Source organism: Paenibacillus sp. FSL R7-269 (assembly GCF_000517865.1).
GTDB lineage: Bacteria > Bacillota > Bacilli > Paenibacillales > Paenibacillaceae > Paenibacillus_AQ.
Genome location: NZ_ASPS01000097.1, coordinates 48081 through 67980, shown reverse-complemented (window position 1 = coordinate 67980; position 19900 = coordinate 48081). Strand labels below are relative to the sequence as shown.

The window sequence follows — 19900 nt, the reverse complement described above, 5'->3', positions numbered from 1 at the left end:
GCTTATCGCTCGAACAAAGTAACACAGTTGCGGCCTTGCGCCTTGGATTGGTACAGCGCATCGTCACCCAGCTTATAGATATCCTCCTCGCGCAGACCGTCCACAAGTACGGCGGCTACGCCAATAGAGACAGTAATTCTGCCGTATTCCGGACTGAGATCATGCTGTATCCCCAGCTCCGCGATGCTTCGTCTAATCAATTCGGCGTACGCGCTGGACTCTGGCGGGGCCAGTCCGGCGGCCACAATCCCGAATTCCTCCCCGCCCAGCCGGAACGCGGTTCCGTCCGCCTGTTCAGCCAGCTCCTTCAGTACCCCGCCTATTCTGCGCAGTACCGTATCGCCTTCATAATGCCCGTAGGTGTCATTGAATTTTTTGAAATAATCAATATCCAGCATCAAGTAGGTTAAATACTGTTTGCCGGCAGCAGCCTTATCCACCTTATCCAGGAACAGCTTATTGAAGTATCTGCGGTTGTACAGGCCGGTTAATTCATCGGTGATGGAGATCCGTTCAATTAGCCCGATATACTTGCTCAGCTCTCCGTTGTTGAATTCCAGCTCCTTCGTCCGCTCGGCCACCAGTTCCTCCAGATGCTCCTTGTGCCGCCGTAGCTCCTCCTCCGCCTTCTTTCGCTCAGTGATATCCTTGATCGTTCCCTGAATCGCCGGCTTATCCTGATACATGATTCTGACGACCTTGTGAATGGCGATGACTTCAAGGGACTTATCCTTATGCACAAGCCTTGTCTCGTACTCTTCCGGTGCCTGTTTGCCCTCGACTCGTCTGGCATAATAATGCATCACCTTCTCCCGCTCCGGGGGCGTAATGAAATTCCCGAAGGGCTGCTCCAGCATCTCGCCCGCCTTATAGCCGAGCATCTGCTCCAGCGCCTCATTAACATAGACACACCGCATATCTTGGACCACGAACACCCCGTCCTGCAGGTTGTTGACCAATTGGCGGTATTTCTCCTCTGAACGCTCAAGCTCCGTATACAGACTGGCGTTCTCAAGCGAGAAGACCATCTCTCTGGACAGCAGATTAATAATCTTCATCCGTTCCTCGGTGAATACGCCGGTCACCAGATTATTCTCCAGATAGATGATGGCAATCGTCTTATTCTGGTTAATCAGCGGCATACAGACCATCGATTTCGGCTGCTGCCTCACAATATAGGGATCATTCACAAACGGAGTCTCGGAATAGGCATCATTGTAGATCAGGCTCTCCCGGCTCTTCTCCACTTGTCTGATGATCGCGGCAGGCAAATTGTCCAGCTGATGCGACTCATGAATGGCCACGGAGATCCGGTCCGTGTCCGCTTTATATTCTCCTTCGACCAGAAGATTCGCCTTGGAAGTCATCAGGATGCAGCCCCGCTGCGCCCCGGCATTCATGATTACAATCTCCATCAGCGCTTCCAGCAGGTGGTTCAGCTCAATTTCTTTGGAGATGGCCTGTGAAGCCAGAATAATGGAATTCAGATCAATACTCTCGGTATAATCGGTCACCGTCCTGCCGTGCATGAACTCCTTGGTGCTGATTTTCTGGGCAAGAGCGGGGTATCGCTCTTTGATGAACGCGATCTTCTCCTTGGCCCCCCAGACCGAATAATAGTATTCGGATTGTCTGAGCAGATAAGCGGCGAACTCGTTGAAGCCCTTGTCCATATAGAACCGGGCCGCCAGCTCGTTGCAGAGTGCCTTATAACGGACGAAGCTTCCCTGCTCGCTGGCCTCAATCGCCAGATCATAATAATAGCCTGCGCGGGTACTGTTCCCGGAGATCCGGGCCCATTCGGCTCTCATCAGATATTCATGCTGGCGGAAGGTTCCCGGTGCATTGCTGGCCCATTTGCGTACCCGGCTGAGTTCCTTGCGCATTTTGGACCTGGCCTTCCACTTGTCGTTCACACCCAAATCCTTGTAAGCATAAGCCAGATTCAGGAAGGTGTACAGTGCGAACTCCTCCATAAAAGCCGATCCGGCCAGCGTCCCGATAATCGGATACGCCCGCTCGATATACTCCAGCGCTTCATCATGCTTCTCGTAGAGAAACAGCAGCTTCATTTTGTAGATATAATAGATGGCAATTCCCGAGTAATACCTCGCTTCCTGCAATTCGTGCAGGTAGACCTCTTCACTGAAGTATTCATTGTTAAATGAGGTACGCTCATGCAGCTCTCCGGCAAGACTGAGATAATACTGGCGGGCCAGCTGCGCTGTGGCAAGCGACTCCCTGTATTTCGTATTCTCGATCATAGAGATCGTACGGGCACTTTCCTGAAGCAAAGCCGGGATGTCCATCGTCGGATTCCAGAGATTCACATAGAAGGCGGAATGGGCCAAGTAGAGCAGATCTCCTGTCCGCAGACTGGCTTCAATGGAGGTGCCGAACCAGTCCTGCAGCGTATCCCAAGGCTCGGTCCAGGCGTGACTGAACAGCGTATACAGAACATGCGCCGCGCCTTTCCACTGCAGATCATTGAATTTGTCGTTAATTCTGATCCCGAGACGTCCATAAGCGAAGGCCCCCCGGGTATCCCCGAAGCCGGACAAGAGCATGGCATAGCCGATAAAAGCAAGCGCCGACTCAGGCGAATTCCCGTATTTCAGCGTCAAGCCCACCTTCTTCAGCACCACCAGACCAAACAGCGAGGTCTCTCCGGAGATAAATGCAGGCGGTATAAAGTTAACCAGCAGCCGCATCACCAGCTTCATCTCCGGGTCCTGCATCTCCGGCAGTGCAAAAATCGTCTCTGGTGTTCTCCCCCGCAGCGCAGCCTTAACGGCCAGCAGTTCCTTAAGGACGGCCGGTATTCCAACCTTGGCCGGAATCTTAATTCCGAGCGCCTTCAGCCCTCGTCTCCCCGAAGCAATTGACTCAGGCATCATGCCAAGGTACATATAATGATTGGTCTGCATCTCATAGATTTCCGCAATAGCCATCCGCTCCGTAGTTTGCTCCAGCAGCAGACGGCAAGCCTGGTCCCCCTGATCGATGTGATGAGTGAGATAGCTGCATTCCGCATACAACCTGTAGATCTCCGCCGCCTGCCCCGGATCTGTGCTCCAGATCTGCTCCGGGAGCAACTCCATTGCCGCTTCAAGCAGCAGGAAGGCCGAATCATACCCGTACCCTGCCTTGGCCTTGTAGGCTGCCCGCAGATTCAGAGCGACGATCTCACGCGCCTCCGAGCTATCGGTGACTAACTCCAGCCCTTTATTAATATGGGTGGCGATATCGACCAGCTTGTCCTCGATTTCCTCCGCTCCGAGATTCCGCAGCAGCAGCCTGCCGATACTAAGATGAAGCCTCTTCCCCCGTTCAGGATCAAGCAGCTGATAGAAGGCCTGCTGAATCCGGTCATGGGCGAATTTCAGCCGGATGCCCATCTGGGCAGCCTCGCGCCCGGATTCAGCAAGTGTAGCCGAGAATATGGCGTATTTATGATCGGCAGGCACGATATATTCTTCCTGGACCGCCCGTGTAATCGCAGCAGCAATCACCTCCGGCGCTTCTTCTCCGATCAGCATCAGCATCCCGTAATCGAACACACTGCCGGCCGCCGAGCTTAGCATCAGGATATGGCGGACCTCCCCAGGGAGATGCTGCAGCTGTCCAACCAGGAAATCCACCACACTGTCGTGGACCGGCAGCGCCTCCAGCCGCTCCAGGCTCCAGCTCCATTCCCCGTTCTGCTTGTCGAAATAGATAATCCCCCGCCGGTGAAGATCCTTCAGCATTTCCGTCAGGAAAAAGGAATTCCCCTTCGACCGCTTGTATAACCATCCAGTAATCCCTTCGACCCGTTCCATGCTGCTGTACAGCGTGTCAGCCACAAGGCTTTGCACATCCGTCTCTTGCAGCGGCTGAAGATGAATACGTCCAACTTCACGATTTTTGCCGATCTTAACCATCGCGGCGAACAGCGGATGACCTTCGTGGATCTCATTCTGCCGGAAGGAGCAAATCACAAACATCCGCTGCAGATGGTTATCCAGCACCAGCTTCTCCACGAGCTGCAGGCTGGAGTAATCTGCCCACTGGACATCATCCAGGAAGAGGACCAGCGGCCGGTCCGGATGCGTCACTCCCTGTACGAACTTGGCAAAGGTCAGGAAGAACCGGTTCGTCTCCTCGGCCGGACTCAGCGGCTCAGGCTCCGGCTGGGTCCCGATCCAGGCGGCAAGCTCAGGGATTAATCCCGTAATCACACCGCCGTTGCCGTCAAGCAGCCGGGTCAGCGAGCGGCTGACCTCACTCTTGTAGTCCTCATCCAGACTCTCCAGCAGCTGGCTGACCAGCCTGCGGAAAGCCTGGATGAGCGCACTGTACGGAATGTTCTTATTGTACTGATCGAACTTCCCTTCCGCGAACAGCCCCTTCTCCCGGCTAATCGTCCGGTGCAGCTCATGGACCAGTGCGGTTTTGCCTGCACCCGCATCACCGGAGACCAGCATAAGCTGGGAATTCGAATTAACGCTGCTGCGGAAGGCCGCTTCCAGACAGGACAGCTCCTGCTGTCTGCCGACTATCTTTTGCGGAATGCGGAAGGTGTTCAGGAGGTCCTCCGTTCCAATCTCGAAATCCTCCTGCCCGGCCAGGCATTTCTTCAGATCGGCCTTGATGCCGTGAGCACTCCGGTACCGGTCCTCTGACGATTTCTCCATCAGCTTCATAATGACAGCCGACAAGCCGCTGCTAACCCTGCCTCCGGTTGCATTGTAGGGGGAGAGTGCCTCCTTCGCAATAATGGAGTAGATCTGCTCCAGCATCTCGGATGATGGATAAGGCATGATGCCGGTCATCATCTCATACAGGACGACGCCCAGTGAATAGTAGTCACTCCGGTAATCAATATTGCGGTTCATCCGGCCGGTCTGTTCCGGTGAGATGTACAGCAGACTGCCCTCCAGCACGCCGCTGTTCTGGAAATCCCGCCTCTCCTTGGACAGCTTCACCGCAAGGTCGAAATCAATCACCTGGACAATATCCCGTTCCCGGTTCCAGATGATATTCGACGGCTTGATATCCTTATGAATCACGTTCTGCTCATGAATGGAGCCCAGAATATCCACAACCTTGACCGCCAGCTTCAGTAACGCCTCCTCCCCCGGCTGCTCTTCCGCCAGAATCCGCTTCAGCGAACGTCCGGCTATATCCTCAAGGACCATGACGTACAGGCCGTTCTGCTCCTCAAGCCTCAGGGGACGGATAACCCCTTCTGTGCTAGTGCTAAGCTCTGTAAGCAGCTTATATTCCTGCTTGAAGCGCATCACCGCTTCGGTGCCGGCAAACTCCGATTTTAACACCTTGAGAATGACCGTTTCTGCGGAGGAAGCCTCCGTGCACCGGTACACGGCTTTTATAGGATTATCTGAAATGGTCTCCAGGACCTGGTAATGGTCATTAGCAATCATTGTACTCCACCTTTAGCCTTGTTCTCCCGTAACCTCAATATCGGCATCGAATTTAAATACATAGGCAGCGATCAGCCAGATAATCCAGCAATTCAACCCAAAGAACAGATAACCGAAATAGCCCAGAACCGGCATCTCGGAGAAAATATGAAATTTGTCCAGATAAGGCACCGAGTATTTCCAGTAATTCGGATTGGTAGGGGCATCATCATGGAACCACTCACTGCCAAAGTTCCAGAACTCCCAGAAGAAGCCGTTGAACACCGTAGCCAGTCCCACCAGAATCACCTTGGACCAGTCCCCGTTCTTCACCGGGGTGAAGGGAGTCCAGTAACCGGCAAGCGCCATCGCTGCGGACAGCATCGGAACCAGCGCAACCCACAGTACCCAGAACAGCAGGTACGGATAATAGCCCATGCCGAAGGCCAGAATCAGCCCGAGAATATAATAGATGATCAGCCAAATGCGTGACACCTTCAGCTTAGGCCCATGACTATAACGGTTGCGGAACAGACGGAAGGTCTTGAGGAGTAAGTACCATTCGAAGATGGCCGGAAGGACGGTGGTATAGGATAAGGAGAACCAGAACACATTGCCGAAGTTAGAGAACACTTCATTATTAGGGTAATACCAATTCTCCAGCACGAAGAAATTCAGGTATTCAAAAGCAAACCAGCTGAAGCAGGACACCACCGCCAGCAGCTGCATGACATGAGGCTTGCGCGAGATGATCGAGGCTCCGTGATTTCTCCGGTAGACCAGCCCGTCCAGAATCAGGATAAAAGACCACCAGAGGGGAACAAAGGTGTAATGCTCCAGAGAGATAAATAGCTTCACCCGTGCCCACATCAGGAACCAGCTAAGCGCAAGCACCGGCAGACTCCACCAGAACCAGACAGGAAAAGGAGTGGCCGCCCCCGCCTTCCGGGGTGCCTCCTCCGTCTTCTTGAAGCCGAACCATCCGGGGAATACCAGAACCAGTGTGATGATCAGGGCCACGACGCAGGCGAGCGAGAAATACAGCAGGCTGAATCCGGGGTCCGCTTCGACCTTCTGGGCCGGGAAATCCCCGTAACCCGGGGGCATCCCCTTCCACTTCGCAAGACTTCCGAATAACGGGAGCAGAAAGATCAGTCCGAAGGTAACGATCAAGAATGCTGTCTTTTTCCATGTTTTCATTGCGCAAACCCCCGCGTATGTATGTAGTTGAAAGTCGAATTTTGTTGATAATCGCTAATATTCGATAACACTCCAGTTTATTCCTGCTGGCCGCACACAAAAAAATGCCCCACCGTCCATTTCCATGACGTATGGAGCATCTGTGCGGGGCAACTGAACCCATTATCCCTTCAAATCCAGCTTCATGCTCAGTGAACGTATCCCGTGCTCTTCTTCCTCTTCACCAAGCGATACGAATCCCTGGGAGGCATAGAAGCCAGTAGAATTCGGGGAAGAGTTCACCGTAATTTGCGTGCTCCCTCCCGTCCTCATCCGGTCTACCGCATACCGCAGCAGGGTCTTGCCGATTCCGGTTCCCTTATAAGCATTCTTCACGAACAGCAGAGAGATATGCTGATGATTGCGCAGCTCTATGATTCCTGTAACCTCTTGCCCGCTAAGCGCGATGTAGATCTCGTGATCCTCCTGCATCCGCCTAATAATGGCGGCAAGCTCAATGTACCTGTAGAATTCAATAACACCCTGCGCCGAATGATTGGCGGCAATATGTATATCAAACGCCTCCCGGATCAAGGGAGTAATCAGCTTCTCCTCACCCGGCAGCAACTGTCTGATCCCTTTCATGCGGCATTTCTCCTTTAGTGTGACTGGCTAGCGATAACTCTATAATAATAGCATAAATCAGGGAAATTTGCCCATTAATAGTTGCAGGTGAACACGGGATTTCGGCGAATTCTTTATCCTTAGGATCAATTATTATATGCGGGGTGTATAAATGAAGCGATTTATGATAGGTCAATATGGAGGATTTGATTATGGCAAGTTCCACAGGGATTTCAAAGCCGAATTCTATGGCATTGAGGCTTGTTCTTTCCCGTCCGATGAAGCTTGCCAGACGCTGATTGATGCAGCACAGAAGTACGGATTCCACACAGGAGTCCATTACCCGCTCCGGGCCAATCCTGCCAGACTAAGAGATGCCTTATTTCTCTCACCGGATGATTACGTGCGTTCTGAAGCATTCCAGCAGATCCAGGAAGAGCTGGATTATATGGTGAGGCTACAACCCGATTACGTATTATTTCATTATCCCAAGCCGGTTATCCTAGATCCTCAGGTGGACTGGAGCTCCTGGCGATTTGCTGACAGGAAAGAATATATTTATGAGAATGACCTCTCTCTGAATGAACTGATACAGCACAGCAAAGTTCTCTTCGACTGGCTTAGCCGGAAGGGCCGGGAGTACCGGTTCCAGCCCATTTTGGAGTTCGACGGACTGAACAGTTATATCTGCCAGCATAATTTTCTGGAACAGCTCTTGCTTGCCTATCCGGATATTAAGCTATGTCTGGATACCGGCCGGTTGTATCAGCAGGATAAGCTTGACCCTAATTTCGATGCCCGTGCCCTTCTGAGAAAATACACCAAGTATGCGGCATTGATCCATCTGTCGAATGTTCAGATTAACGAAACTATCCAGCACGGCCATTACCCGGTCCTACCGGAGTTAAGCGCCGGGGAGGGCTGGGCCCCGATCGAAGACTATCTGGGCATTATCCGTGAGGAGAACAGCGAAGTGAACATCATGTTCGAGCACCGCTCTGACCTCATCTCCGCACAAGATCTGGACCGTTGTTATGCATGGGTAGATCATATCCTAAACGGAGTCCCCGAGAATCCTCCGGCTTCTCCACCGCGATGATGGCACAGCCTACCCCGAATAATTGTGAATGCACAGGCGCATGATACAATGGGACCGTAACGTCCTTGCCTTAATTTAACACAAGAGGAGTGACAGATGTGGCAATCAATGTGTACCTGAATTTCAATGGCAATACCCGGGAGGCTGTAGAATATTACGCTGAAGTATTCGGGACCGAACCTCCGCATATCATGACCTTCGGCGAGGCTCCGCCCGATCCGTCCCATCCTGTACCGGAAGAAGCCAAACATCTCGTCATGCACGCCAATCTGATGATTGCCGGCAGCCCGGTCATGTTCTCTGACGTATTCCCCGGCATGCCGTTCACGGAAGGGAATAATATCAGCCTAACGGTGACGGATACCGATGAAGAGAAGATTCGTCTCTGGTTCAACAAGCTGAAGGAAGGCGGAACTGTACACATGGAGCTGCAGGAGACCTTCTGGAGCAAGGCCTACGGGAACCTGAAGGACAAATTCGGCATTCACTGGCAGATTAGCCACGACAACGGCCAGAACGGCTAACTCCCTTAGTAGTTTCCTATTCACAAAAGCGCTTAGGATATGACGGTTCTTCCCTTGGAAGGACAGCATATCCTTTTTTTCTGCGGCCTCATAATCCCAGCGTAAACGTAACATTTCAAAGTTGTAACCTGATTTTTAATGCGCTTACATCCTGTTCTATGTTTTAATTGTAATAACGTTATGTATTTCATCCTACTGTAAAGGAGACTAACTTATGGAAATATCCTCATTTTTGCTGCCCAAGGATCAAGTGGCATTCATCACCTCCTCGATTTCTATGCGGGAAGCGCTGGATCAGCTGGAGAATCATTATTATTCGGCCATTCCAATTATTGACGATGCCGGTAAATATGTTGGGACCTTGTCGGAGGGCGATCTGCTATGGAAACTGAAGAACACCGATGGTCTGAGCTTCGCGAATATGAACGAGGTGACTGTTGGCTCCATTCAGCGTCATGTGCATAACGAGAGCGTAGAGATCCACGCGCAGATGGAGGATATGCTGACCCTGGCAGCAGACCAGAACTTCGTCCCGGTAGTGGACGACAGCGGAATCTTCCTCGGCATCATCCGCCGCAAGGATATCATCGAGTATTACACACGGAATATTACAGATTAACTCAGATGCAGCTGCAGCAAAGGCAGGACTGTCCTACATGGACGGCCCTGCCTTTGCTGCGTGATGCGGGTCTTTAACCCCTTAATTCTTCTATAGCTCTGTCAAAATAATCGTGCCCTGCGGGGTGACCGCCAGCGTATGCTCATACTGGGCCGATAGACCCCCGTCAATGGTGCGCGCAGTCCACCCGTCTGCATCCACCTTGGTCCGGTAGCTACCGGTATTGAGCATCGGCTCAATGGTGAACACCATGCCTTCCTTAATCCGCGGGCCTTTACCGGCCGGGCCGTAATGAGGCACTTCAGGTGCTTCGTGCATCTCGGAGCCAATCCCGTGACCGATGAAGTCCCGGACAACGGAATAACCGTTAGATTCGGCATATACCTGAATAGCATGCGCTACGTCGCCTATGCGGTTGCCGGCTACAGCCTGCTCGATGCCTTTGAACAGAGATTCTTTGGTCGTCACCAGCAGCTTCTCCGCCTGCTCACTAATTGTACCCACCCCGTAGGACCAGGCCGAATCCGCCAGCCAGCCGTTCAGGTTGACTACCATATCAATCGTAACAATATCTCCATCCTTCAGCTCCTCATGCTTAGGGAAGCCATGGCAGATGACATCATTCACAGATGCGCAGGTGGCATATGGATAACCGTGATAGCCCTTCTGCTCCGGGGTTGCGCCATGCGATAGAATGAACTTCTCGGCAAACTGGTCGATCTCCCAGGTGGTAATTCCCGGCTTGATCAACTTGGCAATCTCCCGGTGGCATTCCGCCAGGATTATGCCGGCTGCCCGCATCTTCTCAATCTCTTCCATCGATTTCATAATGATCATTCAATTCGCCTCTTCTGTACAGAATCCATTACTCACTATATATAATGGCTCTTGATTATAATGGGGTAGTGCTACTCTATATTATGTAAGAAAACTTCCGAAAATCCAAATAAACAAACAAAATAAACCTGTCTTCCGCAAAAACACCAGAAAACAGGCTCATAACTAACCTTCCTATGATGGCTATTCCGTACAAGTTACTGGTAGTTATAGCATATACAGACCGCCAGGCATCAGCTGTTAGTCGTGGAAGTTGAGCCCCGAAGTAACTGCCTTGACATACCCGCTGCGGATCACATAATCGCCGAAGTGCTCACCGGCATTGCGCTCTCTTGCGTAGCTATGAATAATCGGCCCCAGGGTGTCCAGAATCTCCCGCTCGTCAATGTTCTCCTTATACAGCTTGTTCAGCCGGTCTCCGGTAAAGCCTGCACCCAGGTACATATTATATCTGCCCGGACCTTTCCCGATAAAAGCAATCTCGCCCAGCGCCGGTCTGGCACAGCCGTTAGGGCAGCCGGTCATACGGATGATAATCTCTTCATTGCGCAGCCCGGCTTCATCTATGATAACCTCCAGCTTATCCAGCAGGTGCGGCAGATAACGCTCTGCTTCCGCCATAGCCAGCCCGCAGGTCGGCAGGGCTACACAGGACATCGCACTTCTGCGCAGTGCAGAATGATGGGCCCCGTCCGTCAGCCCGTACTGCTTGGCAAGCTCTGTAATCTTGCGCTTCTTCGCCTGGGTCACTCCGCCGATAATCAGATTCTGGTTCGGGGTCAGCCGGAAGTCTCCGCTGTGAATCTTGGCAATCTCGCGCAGGCCGGTCATCAGCAGGTAGCCCTCCTGATCCTGAATCCGTCCGCTCTGGATATAGAGCGTCAGGTTCCATTTGCCGTCCATCCCCTTCACCCAACCATAGCGGTCGCCATTATGATCGAAGTGATAGTCGCGCGCCGGCTCCAGTGTCCAACCCAGCCGTTCGTGCAGCTCTCCCTTGAACCACTCCAGCCCGTGCCGGTCGATCGTATACTTGAAGCGGGCGTTCTTGCGGACTGAACGGTTGCCGTAATCACGCTGAATCGTAACTGTCTTCTCGGCCAGATCAATCATCTGCTCCGGACGGCAGAAGCCAATGATCCGTCCCAATTGGGGATACGTATTCGTATCGCCATGCGTCATTCCCATACCGCCGCCGACCGAGACGTTGAAGCCAGCCAGCTTGCCGTCCTCCAGAATGGCGATGAAGCCCAGATCCTGGGAGAACACATCTACATCATTGGATGGGGGCACCGCCAGGCCAATCTTGAATTTGCGGGGCAGGTAGACCGGGCCGTAGATCGGCTCAACCACCTTGCTGTCCACAACCTTTTCGCCGTCCAGCCAGATCTCATGATACGCACGGGTACGCGGGGCAAGATGATCACTGATTTTGTGGGCCCACTCCTGGACCTCGGCATGAACCTCCGACTGATACGGGTTCGGACCGCTCATCACATTACGGTTAACATCTCCGCAGGCCGCAAGCGTGGTCATCAGGGTGTCGTTGATCGTTCTGATCGTCTTCTTGAGGTTCCACTTCAGCACCCCATGCATCTGAAAAGCCTGCCGTGTCGTCAGGCGCAGTGTCCCGTTGCCGTACTTATGGGCCAGCTCATCCATGACCAGCCACTGTGCAGCAGACGCCACACCACCGGGCGCTACTACCCGCAGCATGAACTGGAACGCCGGCTCCAGCTTGGAGCGTTCCCGCTCACTGCGCAGATCCCGGTCATCCTGCATATAGCTGCCGTGGAATTTCAGCAGCCGGTTGTCATCCTCCGGCAGACCTCCTGTAATCGGATTGCTAAGGGTCTCGACAAGCGCACCGCGCAGATAATTACTCTCCAGCTTAATATGTTCAACATCACTCGGCGGTCCGCCAATCGGCTTTACCGCTGGTTCATTGTTTGCCATTGCTGATTCTCTCCTCTTCCGCTTAAGTCCCGCTTAATAGACATCCCGCTGGTAACGCTGCTCCTGCTGAAGGGTCTCCAGATAGGCGGCAGCCGCTTCTGCACTTAGTCCGCCTTCCTCCTGGATCACTGTAAGCAGTGCGGAATGCACATCATGAGCCATATGCTTCTCATCGCCGCACACATAGATATGTGCCCCTTCCTGCAGCCAGCGGTACAGCTCCTTGCTCTGCTCCAGGATACGGTGCTGTACATACACCTTCTCCTCAGTGTCGCGTGAGAAGGCCACATCCAGCCTGCTGAGGACACCGTCCTTCAGCATCCGCTGCCAATCCGTCTGGTAGAGGAAGTCTGTAACGAAATGACGGTCTCCATAGAACAGCCAGCTTGGACCCTCAGCACCCTGCTCCTCACGCTCCTCCAGGAAGGAACGGAACGGGGCAACTCCTGTGCCCGGACCGATCATAATTACCGGTACACTGGAATCAGCGGGCAGCTTGAAGTTCGGATTGTTCTGGATATATACCGGCAAAGTAGCACCCGGCTGTACACGCTCAGCACAGTGTACCGAGCAGACACCGTAACGCTCACGGCCATGTGACTCGTAACGCACAGCCCGCACCGTGAAGTGTACTTCATCCGGGTTGGCATTGTAGCTGCTGGCAATGGAATACAAGCGGGCCGGAAGCTTGCGCAGGATGGTCACGAAGATGCTGGCCGGAGCATTCCAGGGTCCATAGTCTTGCATAAGATCCAGCAGATCCCGGCCCTGGATATATTCCTTCAGTTCCTGTTCCCGCCCGGAGGCCAGCAGGTCCTTCAGGGCAGGTGCCGAGTTAAGCGTGGCAGCCTGCTCCAGGAGCGGCTTCGTCAGCACCGTAATTTCATAATGCCGCAGCAGCGCTTCCTGTAGCGTGCCTTCTGCGCCCTTCTTGTTCAGCGGAACACGTTCATTCGCATCCCAGCCCATAGCGGCAATGATCTCTTCTACCAGCTGCGGGTGGTTCTCGGGATAGACGCCAAGCGAATCCCCCGGCTCAAAGGTGATATTCGATCCGGCAAGCGACAGCTCCAGATGGCGGGTCTCGCGGTCTGAGCCGCGCCCGTTCAGATTAAGATTCTCCAGTACTTCGGCATGGAAAGGATGATTTCGTGAAAAGCCTGATTCCAGCGACTCCGCGCTCTCAGCAGCCTGAACCGCTGCATCCGCAATTCCTGAAACGTTCTGTGCGCCGTTAAGCGAGCTGATGACCTGGCCGAACCACTCGGCCACCGGCTCATCGTAATCGAGGTCGCAATCTACACGCGGGCTTAACCTTTGAGCGCCCAGTTCCTCCAGCTTCTGATCGAAGTCTTTGCCGGTCTGGCAGAAGAATTCATAGGAGGTATCGCCTAGCGCGAGTACCGAGAAGCGCAGGCCTGGAAGCTGCGGTGCTCTTTTGCTGTAGAGGAATTCATGGAAGGCACGGGCATTATCCGGCGGTTCCCCCTCGCCATGGGTGCTAACCAGCAGCAGCAGGTTCTCTGTCTTCTTCAGTCCATTCGGCTTGAAGCTGTTCATTGCAGAGACTGTGACCTTAAATCCCTGCTCCTCCAGCTTGCGGGAGAGGCTCACCGCGAGCCGCTGGCAGTTGCCGGTCTGGGAGCCGAACAATACGGTCACTTCACGCGATGCTTGCTGCGAAGCGGCTGTTGCTGACTCTACTACTACTGCTGGAGCAGCGGATACTGCTTGGACGCTTGATCCCTGGTTGCCCTGCACCGACAGCGCAGATAAATACCCGCTTAACCATACCTGTTGTGAAGGTGTCAGCGTAGGCAGAAGCTGGTTCAGCAGCTCTGCCTGGTTCTCATTAAAAGGACTGTTCGTAACTTGTAGTTGCAACAATATCGACCTCTCCTTAGCGTGCAATCTTCTTTCCTCTTAATATCATGAACTCAGGCTAACACAATACCGGCAAACGATCAACGAATCTTATAACAGCCATCATGTTCTTAAAAAGGTAAATACTTGCATAAAATGCACAAAACCCGGCTAAATCATAGTAAAACGCTCTGATTTAGCCGGGTTCATTACTAATTATGATAAGTTGCATTAGATAAAATGATAGACCGGAGTGCTAAGAGGCTGGAATTTATAACGGTCTGCGGGCTGCGGGTTGCCGGAAATGGTCCACAAGCAGGTACACCAGGATCAGAAGGCCTCCGGCATTGATCGCCAGATCGGCCAGATTAAGAATCCCTCCCCGGTCCCCGAAGACCAGGAAATCAGTCACCTGGTGATAGAGTACCCGGTCGATGGCATTACCGATGGCCCCGCCTACCAGGAAGCCGCTGGCTGCTTCGAGCAAGGGGCCGCGGATTTTACCCTGACGCCGGTAATAGAAGATTACTGCTACAAAAATCATGGCAACAATCGCAAAATATTTGCCAAACCCCTGAAATGAGCTAAAGGCCGCGCCGCTGTTCTCATAGTATACAAACCGCAAATGCGGTGTCCAGGAGGGAAGCATCTCCCCAAGCTCCATATGGGTACGCACTATCCATTTCGTTGCCTGATCAAGCATCAGAACGAGGACAGCTATCAGATAAAAAAGCATCGGCAGTTCCCCTATCTTCTCTAGTTGTTCAACTCACAGGATCAGTCTACCACATTTATCTGGATACTTACAAAAATATAGCCGGACCATCCCATCAGGGACAGTCCGGCCGTAATTGGTCAGATGATTCCGTATCATACACCTGCTGCGGGATATGCCGGGTTCCAAACCCTGCTTACCTTAGGCATGGTTAACATTCGTTGACTTCGCTTACCAGGCATACGCTTCCGGTGCCGGCTTGCCCGGTCCCGGAAAAATCTCATCCAGCTTCTTCAGCGTGGCCTCATCCAGCGTAATCTCGGTCACCCGCAGGGAGTCCTCGAACTGCTGGGTCGTGCGCGGCCCGATAATCGGTGCGGTCACAGCCGGATTCGCCAGTACCCAGGCCAGAGCAACCTGATCTTCATGCTCCCCCAGCTCTTTGCAGAGCGCGGAGAACTGTTCCAGCTGGCTGCGGTGCTGCTCCAGCTTGGCTGAACGGGCGCTGCGCACCCCGGTCTTGGCGAGTGCATTACGTCCCAGCAGGCCTCCGGCCAGCGGACTCCACGGAATGACACCTAGGCCCAGCTCCTGTGAGGCAGGCAGCACTTCAAGCTCTGGCGTCCGCTCGAGCAGGTTGTAGAGATGCTGCTCGGAGACAAGGCCGAGGAAATGGCGCTCCTTCGCCTTCGCCTGGGCAGCAGCAATATGCCAGCCCGCAAAGTTACTGGACCCGATATAGTCGGCTTTACCCTGGGACACGAGGATCTCGAATGCTCCCCACAGCTCGTCCCACGATACGTTCCGGTCGATATGATGCATCTGATATAATTCAATATGATCGGTCTGCAGGCGCCGCAGCGAGCCCTCGAAATGCCGTCTGATCTTGTAGGCAGACAAGCCTGAGCCGGAATTAGGACCGTCCTGCTCGTCGGACATGTCATTGTAGACCTTGGTGGCCAGCACTACCTTCTCGCGCCGTCCGCCGCCCTGCTGAAACCAGCGGCCGATAATTTCCTCCGTCCAGCCCCGCCGGTCCTGGCCGCCGTATACATTCGCTGTATCGAAGAAATTAATTCCCGCATCGAGGGCCGCATCCATAATTCTGAAGGCTTCCTTCTCCTCCGTCTCCGGCCCGAAATTCATTGTCCCCAGACACAACTGGCTCACCTTCAGCCCCGATTTACCCAAATAACTGTACTTCATCGCAATTCCTCCCTTTCACTCCTGCTAGATTGGCTGCTTCATATTCACTATAACCCTTAGAGTCTACTCTAAAGCAAGTTTTGCCGGGAACCGAATAAGCATACAAAAAAACAAGCCCCCCGAAAGAGACTTGTTCCGCTATAACTATATTCCATCATATTATTGCATTACCCATATACTCACTAAGCAGATACTCAGCACTACTCGATACTCACTCTAGCTTTCGCCAAGCGCCGAACCATGTCCGGCCTCACCGTTATCCGGGAACAGCACCTCGCCTGTCTTCAGCTGAATGTCCACAATCTCCTGAAGCGTACCCGACAGCTCGCCAGGCGGATAGGGCTTGGTCAGATATTTCCGCACGTTATCCATCATGCTCTTATTGTCCTTATCCAGCGCCGAGGAGATGACAATCGGCACCTTCTCGGTCCGGGGATCATTCTTGAGCATGCAGATCAGATCCCAGCCGTCCAGCTCATCGCCCAGCATCAGATCCACAATAATCGCTACGAAGGGCGTTTTGACGGCCTGGTCAAAAGCTTTTTGCGGATGATAGTGGTGGGTGACCCGGAAGCCCTTGCCCTTCAGCTCCTCCGAGAGCAGCAGCGACAGGCTGTAATCATCCTCCACAATCATTACATTCGGCTTCTGCTCCTTGCTGGCGTTCCATCTATGGGAAGGCTCCTCCTCCGGGTGGCCGGTCTCGGCCTGCATCAACGGAAGACGGAACCATACTGTCGAACCTTCGCCTTCAACAGACTCAATCCCGATTGTTCCCTTCTGCTTCTCAATAATTTCCTTGCAGATAGCCAGGCCGAGCCCCGTACCGCCAATCCGCTTGGATGCACTATTGTCCACTCTGCGGAATTTCTGGAACAGCTGCCCGATCTGATTCTTAGGAATCCCGAGTCCATGGTCCTGAATCCTCACCATAATGTTGCCCGGTTCGTTATGAAGCATGACCTTCACTTCACTTGCGCCCGGCGAGAACTTGATCGCATTGCTCAGCAGGTTGGTCAGCACCTGGATAATTTTATCCTTGTCTACTTCAACCTCTGGATTCAGAGCCTCATCCTCCAGCAGAATATGGTGGGTACCGCTCAGCTTGTACTGATCTATGACACTCAGGACCGTTTCACTAAGGTTGACCTTCTCCACATTGTACAGCTGTGTGCCGGACTCCATCCGCTGCAGGTCCAGGAAGTCGTTAATCAGCTCCGTCAGACGCTTGGCTTCCTTATGAATCGTCTCCAGATATTTCAGCTGCTTCTCCGGCTTCATCGTTTTGGACAGCAGCAGCTCCGTGAAGCCTAGTACACTCGACAGCGGAGTCCGCAGCTCATGGCTGACCGTGCTGACCAGTTCCGACTTCATCAGATCGAGCTCATATTCGCGGGTAATGTCACGGTGGACAAATAGCGTCCCCACCCGGACCTCCCGGCGGAAGACCGGTATGGCATAGGCATCCACATGCTTCAAGTCTTCCTTGCCGATAGAATACTTCATCGCACTGGAGTCAACGGTATGCTCGGACATCGCTTTCAGGTAAAAGCGCCCCAGCTCTTCGGATTCATTCACCCTGAGGGTGAAGTGCTCCATCCAGCGCTCCTTGGGAATCAGCATGCCTTCCGTCCAGTCCTCATAGCTGAACAATTGGCTCAGCGCCTTGTTGATATGCTGAATGACGCCCTCCGTGTTGACGAATTGGATGCCTTCATTGACGTTGTTCACAATATCCCGGTTCAGCTCACGGCCATTCTCGATCTCCTCGTACATGAACAGCCGTTCAATGGCCAGGGCGACCCGGTTCATTATCCCCTGAATTTCACTGGTCTCTTCCTCTGTGAACGGATGCCCGATGCGGGTTCCGCAGAAGACCGCCAGAATCTCATCCTCCGCATTCACTACAGTCGTATAGTAATCGTAACAATACACCTCATTGGCGGAAATCCCCTGCTCTCTGACTGAGCCTACCCGCTTCACCACATACGACTTTTCCACGCTCAGGCGGTACAGAATCTCCTTGCTGCCCTCACCGATGTACCGCTCCACATTCTCCGGCGGAACCCCTTTGACCACCGCTATCTTATCCTTGACCAGCAGGAAAAGGCTGGAGTCGAACGAGAACAGGCGGTTCATGAATTTGTTGAACTTGTCGGCGAATTCATGCTTGTCGAGCGTATAGGTAATTTCATGATTCAGCTGATTGTTAAGCTCCAGCATCATAGACGTCTGCTCCGTGCTTTTCAGCGTCTCCGCCAGCTCCTGCTGCACATTCTTCATTGAAGTAATATTATTGGCAATCAGGATATACTGGTAAATCTGGCCTTCATCGTTCAAGTAAGGCATGATTGTCAGCTGCAGCCAGAGCGGCGAACCTTCCTTCGCCGTAAGCTCTGCCTCCCCGCTCCACACGCCGCCGGTCGACAGCTTGCGGACCATTTGCTCTACCTGTGGTTCTGAAATATTATGCAGCTCAAACAGCCGGTAAGTGTATCCGATAACCTCGGAGCTCTTGTACCCTGTATAGACGCTCAGATTATCATTCGTGTAAGTGAACACGCCTTTGTTCGACAGAATGCCGACAGCAGAGGTCTGATTCAGCGCCTTCATCATGCTCTCGATCTCGCTGAGCGACCGCTCCAGCCTGAACTGCTGATCCTGCAGCTCGTCCTGCTGGGCATGCAGCTCTTCATTCTGCATCATCAGCTCTTCCTCTTTGTCCTGGATGCTATGGGCCATATTCAGGAAGGCGTCATAGAGCCGCCCGATCTCATCCTGCTTATGCAGCTTACCGAGCAGAACCGCATCCCCGGCAGCCAGCGAATTCGTTGCTTCCTCCAGCTTCACAATCGGATCGATGATAATTTTGAGCATCCGCCAGATCAGCAGGGTGAAGAACAGCAGCAGCAAGGTACTAAGCAGAAAAGCAATGAAGGTGAACGTATCCGCCTGCCTGATGGAGCGGGAGTTCAGCTCATTCAGCAGCACATCCGAATTGGTTTCGAATTGCTTGGTATAGCCCAGGTATTCGTTCACAGCCTTGGTGCTGCCGCTCTGGGACAAGCTCCGGATTCCCACGTAATCATTATTTTTCACCAGCCGCATCACTTCGGGCAAGGTCCGGCTTTTGTACTGTTCATAGAACACCTTAAGGTCATCTCTGTACCGGATTTCTTCAGCTGACAGCTTCAGGGAGGAGTACTGCTCCAGAATACCGTCAAGCCTCTTAAGCGCAGCGTTCAGCAGCGCAAGCTCATTGTCACTCTGAGTAGCCACATAACCTCTCGCCCGGAAAAAGACCTCGTTCAGCGTCACCGCCAGCTCGTTGATCGTCCCCGTCTTATGTTGCAGCACTTCACGTTTGTGATCCAGCTGTTCCTGCTGGACATTGATATAGAAGACAAGCCCGATTCCTCCCGCCATGATGGCAACGAACAGGAGCAGAAGAATCCGGTAATATTTCGTTTTGATGCTCCGGTCGGCAAGCTTAAGCTTAAGGTTTCTCACTCAGAATGTCCTCCACGAGCTGCAACAGCTCCATCGGGCTGAAAGGCTTGGGCATAAAATATCGGGCTCCCGCCTCTCTGGCCCGGTTACGGTCCATCTCCTGTGCCTTGGCGGTCAGCATCATAATCGGCGTCCGGCTCTTCAGCTCCCCGTCCAGCTCGCACAGCACTTCAATGCCGGTCATTACAGGCATCATGTAATCCAGAATGACCAGATCATAAGATTCTGCCGCCAGCCTGGCGAGCGCCTCGCCCCCATTCTCGGCGGTATGAACCTCCACATTCTCCAGATCCTCCAGCGTATCCTCAATCAGCATGCGCAGAACCTCTTCATCATCTACAATCAGTACCTTTTGTACCATAG

Annotated in this window: 13 protein-coding genes; 3 read left to right on the top strand and 10 right to left on the bottom strand. The window is 53.1% G+C overall.

Going from position 1 to position 19900, the window contains the following annotated elements:
• Positions 1-2: 2 nt before the first annotated feature.
• The 3 genes from C162_RS29525 to C162_RS34765 all read right to left on the bottom strand — a co-directional run bounded on the left by C162_RS29525 (position 3) and on the right by C162_RS34765 (position 7229).
• A complete protein-coding gene (locus tag C162_RS29525) occupies positions 3-5426 on the bottom strand; it encodes a diguanylate cyclase (protein ID WP_036700835.1) in 5424 nt (1807 codons plus the stop codon).
• Positions 5427-5438: 12 nt separating this feature from the next.
• Positions 5439-6605: a hypothetical protein gene (locus C162_RS29520; RefSeq protein ID WP_036700832.1), complete on the bottom strand. Its 1167-nt coding sequence runs from the start codon at positions 6603-6605 to the stop codon at positions 5439-5441.
• A 162-nt stretch (positions 6606-6767) separates the two neighbouring features.
• Positions 6768-7229 (bottom strand): GNAT family N-acetyltransferase, encoded by a 462-nt coding sequence (locus tag C162_RS34765; RefSeq protein WP_051494028.1) that lies wholly within the window; start codon positions 7227-7229, stop codon positions 6768-6770.
• Positions 7230-7380: 151 nt separating this feature from the next.
• Here C162_RS34765 and C162_RS29510 point away from each other — a divergent pair, with 151 nt between their 5' ends.
• From C162_RS29510 to C162_RS29500, 3 genes are all read left to right on the top strand, one after another.
• On the top strand, positions 7381-8307 hold the full coding sequence (locus C162_RS29510; protein WP_036700830.1) for a sugar phosphate isomerase/epimerase family protein: 927 nt from the start codon (positions 7381-7383) through the stop codon (positions 8305-8307).
• Positions 8308-8405: 98 nt separating this feature from the next.
• The gene (locus C162_RS29505) at positions 8406-8831 is read left to right on the top strand and encodes a VOC family protein (RefSeq protein WP_036700827.1); all 426 of its coding nucleotides are present in this window, start codon (positions 8406-8408) and stop codon (positions 8829-8831) included.
• Positions 8832-9045: 214 nt separating this feature from the next.
• Positions 9046-9450, top strand: a complete 405-nt coding sequence (locus tag C162_RS29500; protein WP_036700824.1) for a CBS domain-containing protein — start codon at positions 9046-9048, stop codon at positions 9448-9450.
• Between the two features lie 90 nt (positions 9451-9540).
• Here C162_RS29500 and map read toward each other — a convergent pair whose 3' ends face one another.
• From map to C162_RS29465, 7 genes are all read right to left on the bottom strand, one after another.
• Positions 9541-10287, bottom strand: a complete 747-nt coding sequence (map, locus tag C162_RS29495) for a type I methionyl aminopeptidase (RefSeq protein WP_036700821.1) — start codon at positions 10285-10287, stop codon at positions 9541-9543.
• Between the two features lie 240 nt (positions 10288-10527).
• Positions 10528-12243 (bottom strand): assimilatory sulfite reductase (NADPH) hemoprotein subunit, encoded by a 1716-nt coding sequence (gene cysI / locus C162_RS29490; protein WP_036700819.1) that lies wholly within the window; start codon positions 12241-12243, stop codon positions 10528-10530.
• Positions 12244-12276: 33 nt separating this feature from the next.
• Positions 12277-14127: an assimilatory sulfite reductase (NADPH) flavoprotein subunit gene (locus C162_RS29485; protein ID WP_036700995.1), complete on the bottom strand. Its 1851-nt coding sequence runs from the start codon at positions 14125-14127 to the stop codon at positions 12277-12279.
• Positions 14128-14377: 250 nt separating this feature from the next.
• A complete protein-coding gene (lspA, locus tag C162_RS29480) occupies positions 14378-14842 on the bottom strand; it encodes a signal peptidase II (RefSeq protein WP_036700817.1) in 465 nt (154 codons plus the stop codon).
• 210 nt (positions 14843-15052) lie between these two features.
• A complete protein-coding gene (locus C162_RS29475) occupies positions 15053-16027 on the bottom strand; it encodes an aldo/keto reductase (RefSeq protein ID WP_036700815.1) in 975 nt (324 codons plus the stop codon).
• 216 nt (positions 16028-16243) lie between these two features.
• Complete coding sequence (locus C162_RS34760; RefSeq protein WP_051494027.1) at positions 16244-19537, bottom strand: ATP-binding protein; 3294 nt, start codon at positions 19535-19537, stop codon at positions 16244-16246.
• The gene (locus tag C162_RS29465) at positions 19524-19898 is read right to left on the bottom strand and encodes a response regulator (RefSeq protein WP_036700813.1); all 375 of its coding nucleotides are present in this window, start codon (positions 19896-19898) and stop codon (positions 19524-19526) included. The genes C162_RS34760 and C162_RS29465 overlap by 14 nt, the downstream gene beginning before the upstream one ends.
• Positions 19899-19900: the final 2 nt, after the last annotated feature.

Coding starts and splice junctions, on each gene's coding strand:
- C162_RS29525 (WP_036700835.1), bottom strand. CDS start 5,426: ATGATTGCTAATGACCATTACCAGGTCCTGGAGACCATTTCAGATAAT.
- C162_RS29520 (WP_036700832.1), bottom strand. CDS start 6,605: ATGAAAACATGGAAAAAGACAGCATTCTTGATCGTTACCTTCGGACTG.
- C162_RS34765 (WP_051494028.1), bottom strand. CDS start 7,229: ATGAAAGGGATCAGACAGTTGCTGCCGGGTGAGGAGAAGCTGATTACT.
- C162_RS29510 (WP_036700830.1), top strand. CDS start 7,381: ATGAAGCGATTTATGATAGGTCAATATGGAGGATTTGATTATGGCAAG.
- C162_RS29500 (WP_036700824.1), top strand. CDS start 9,046: ATGGAAATATCCTCATTTTTGCTGCCCAAGGATCAAGTGGCATTCATC.
- map (WP_036700821.1), bottom strand. CDS start 10,287: ATGATCATTATGAAATCGATGGAAGAGATTGAGAAGATGCGGGCAGCC.
- cysI (WP_036700819.1), bottom strand. CDS start 12,243: ATGGCAAACAATGAACCAGCGGTAAAGCCGATTGGCGGACCGCCGAGT.
- lspA (WP_036700817.1), bottom strand. CDS start 14,842: ATGCTTTTTTATCTGATAGCTGTCCTCGTTCTGATGCTTGATCAGGCA.
- C162_RS29475 (WP_036700815.1), bottom strand. CDS start 16,027: ATGAAGTACAGTTATTTGGGTAAATCGGGGCTGAAGGTGAGCCAGTTG.
- C162_RS29465 (WP_036700813.1), bottom strand. CDS start 19,898: ATGGTACAAAAGGTACTGATTGTAGATGATGAAGAGGTTCTGCGCATG.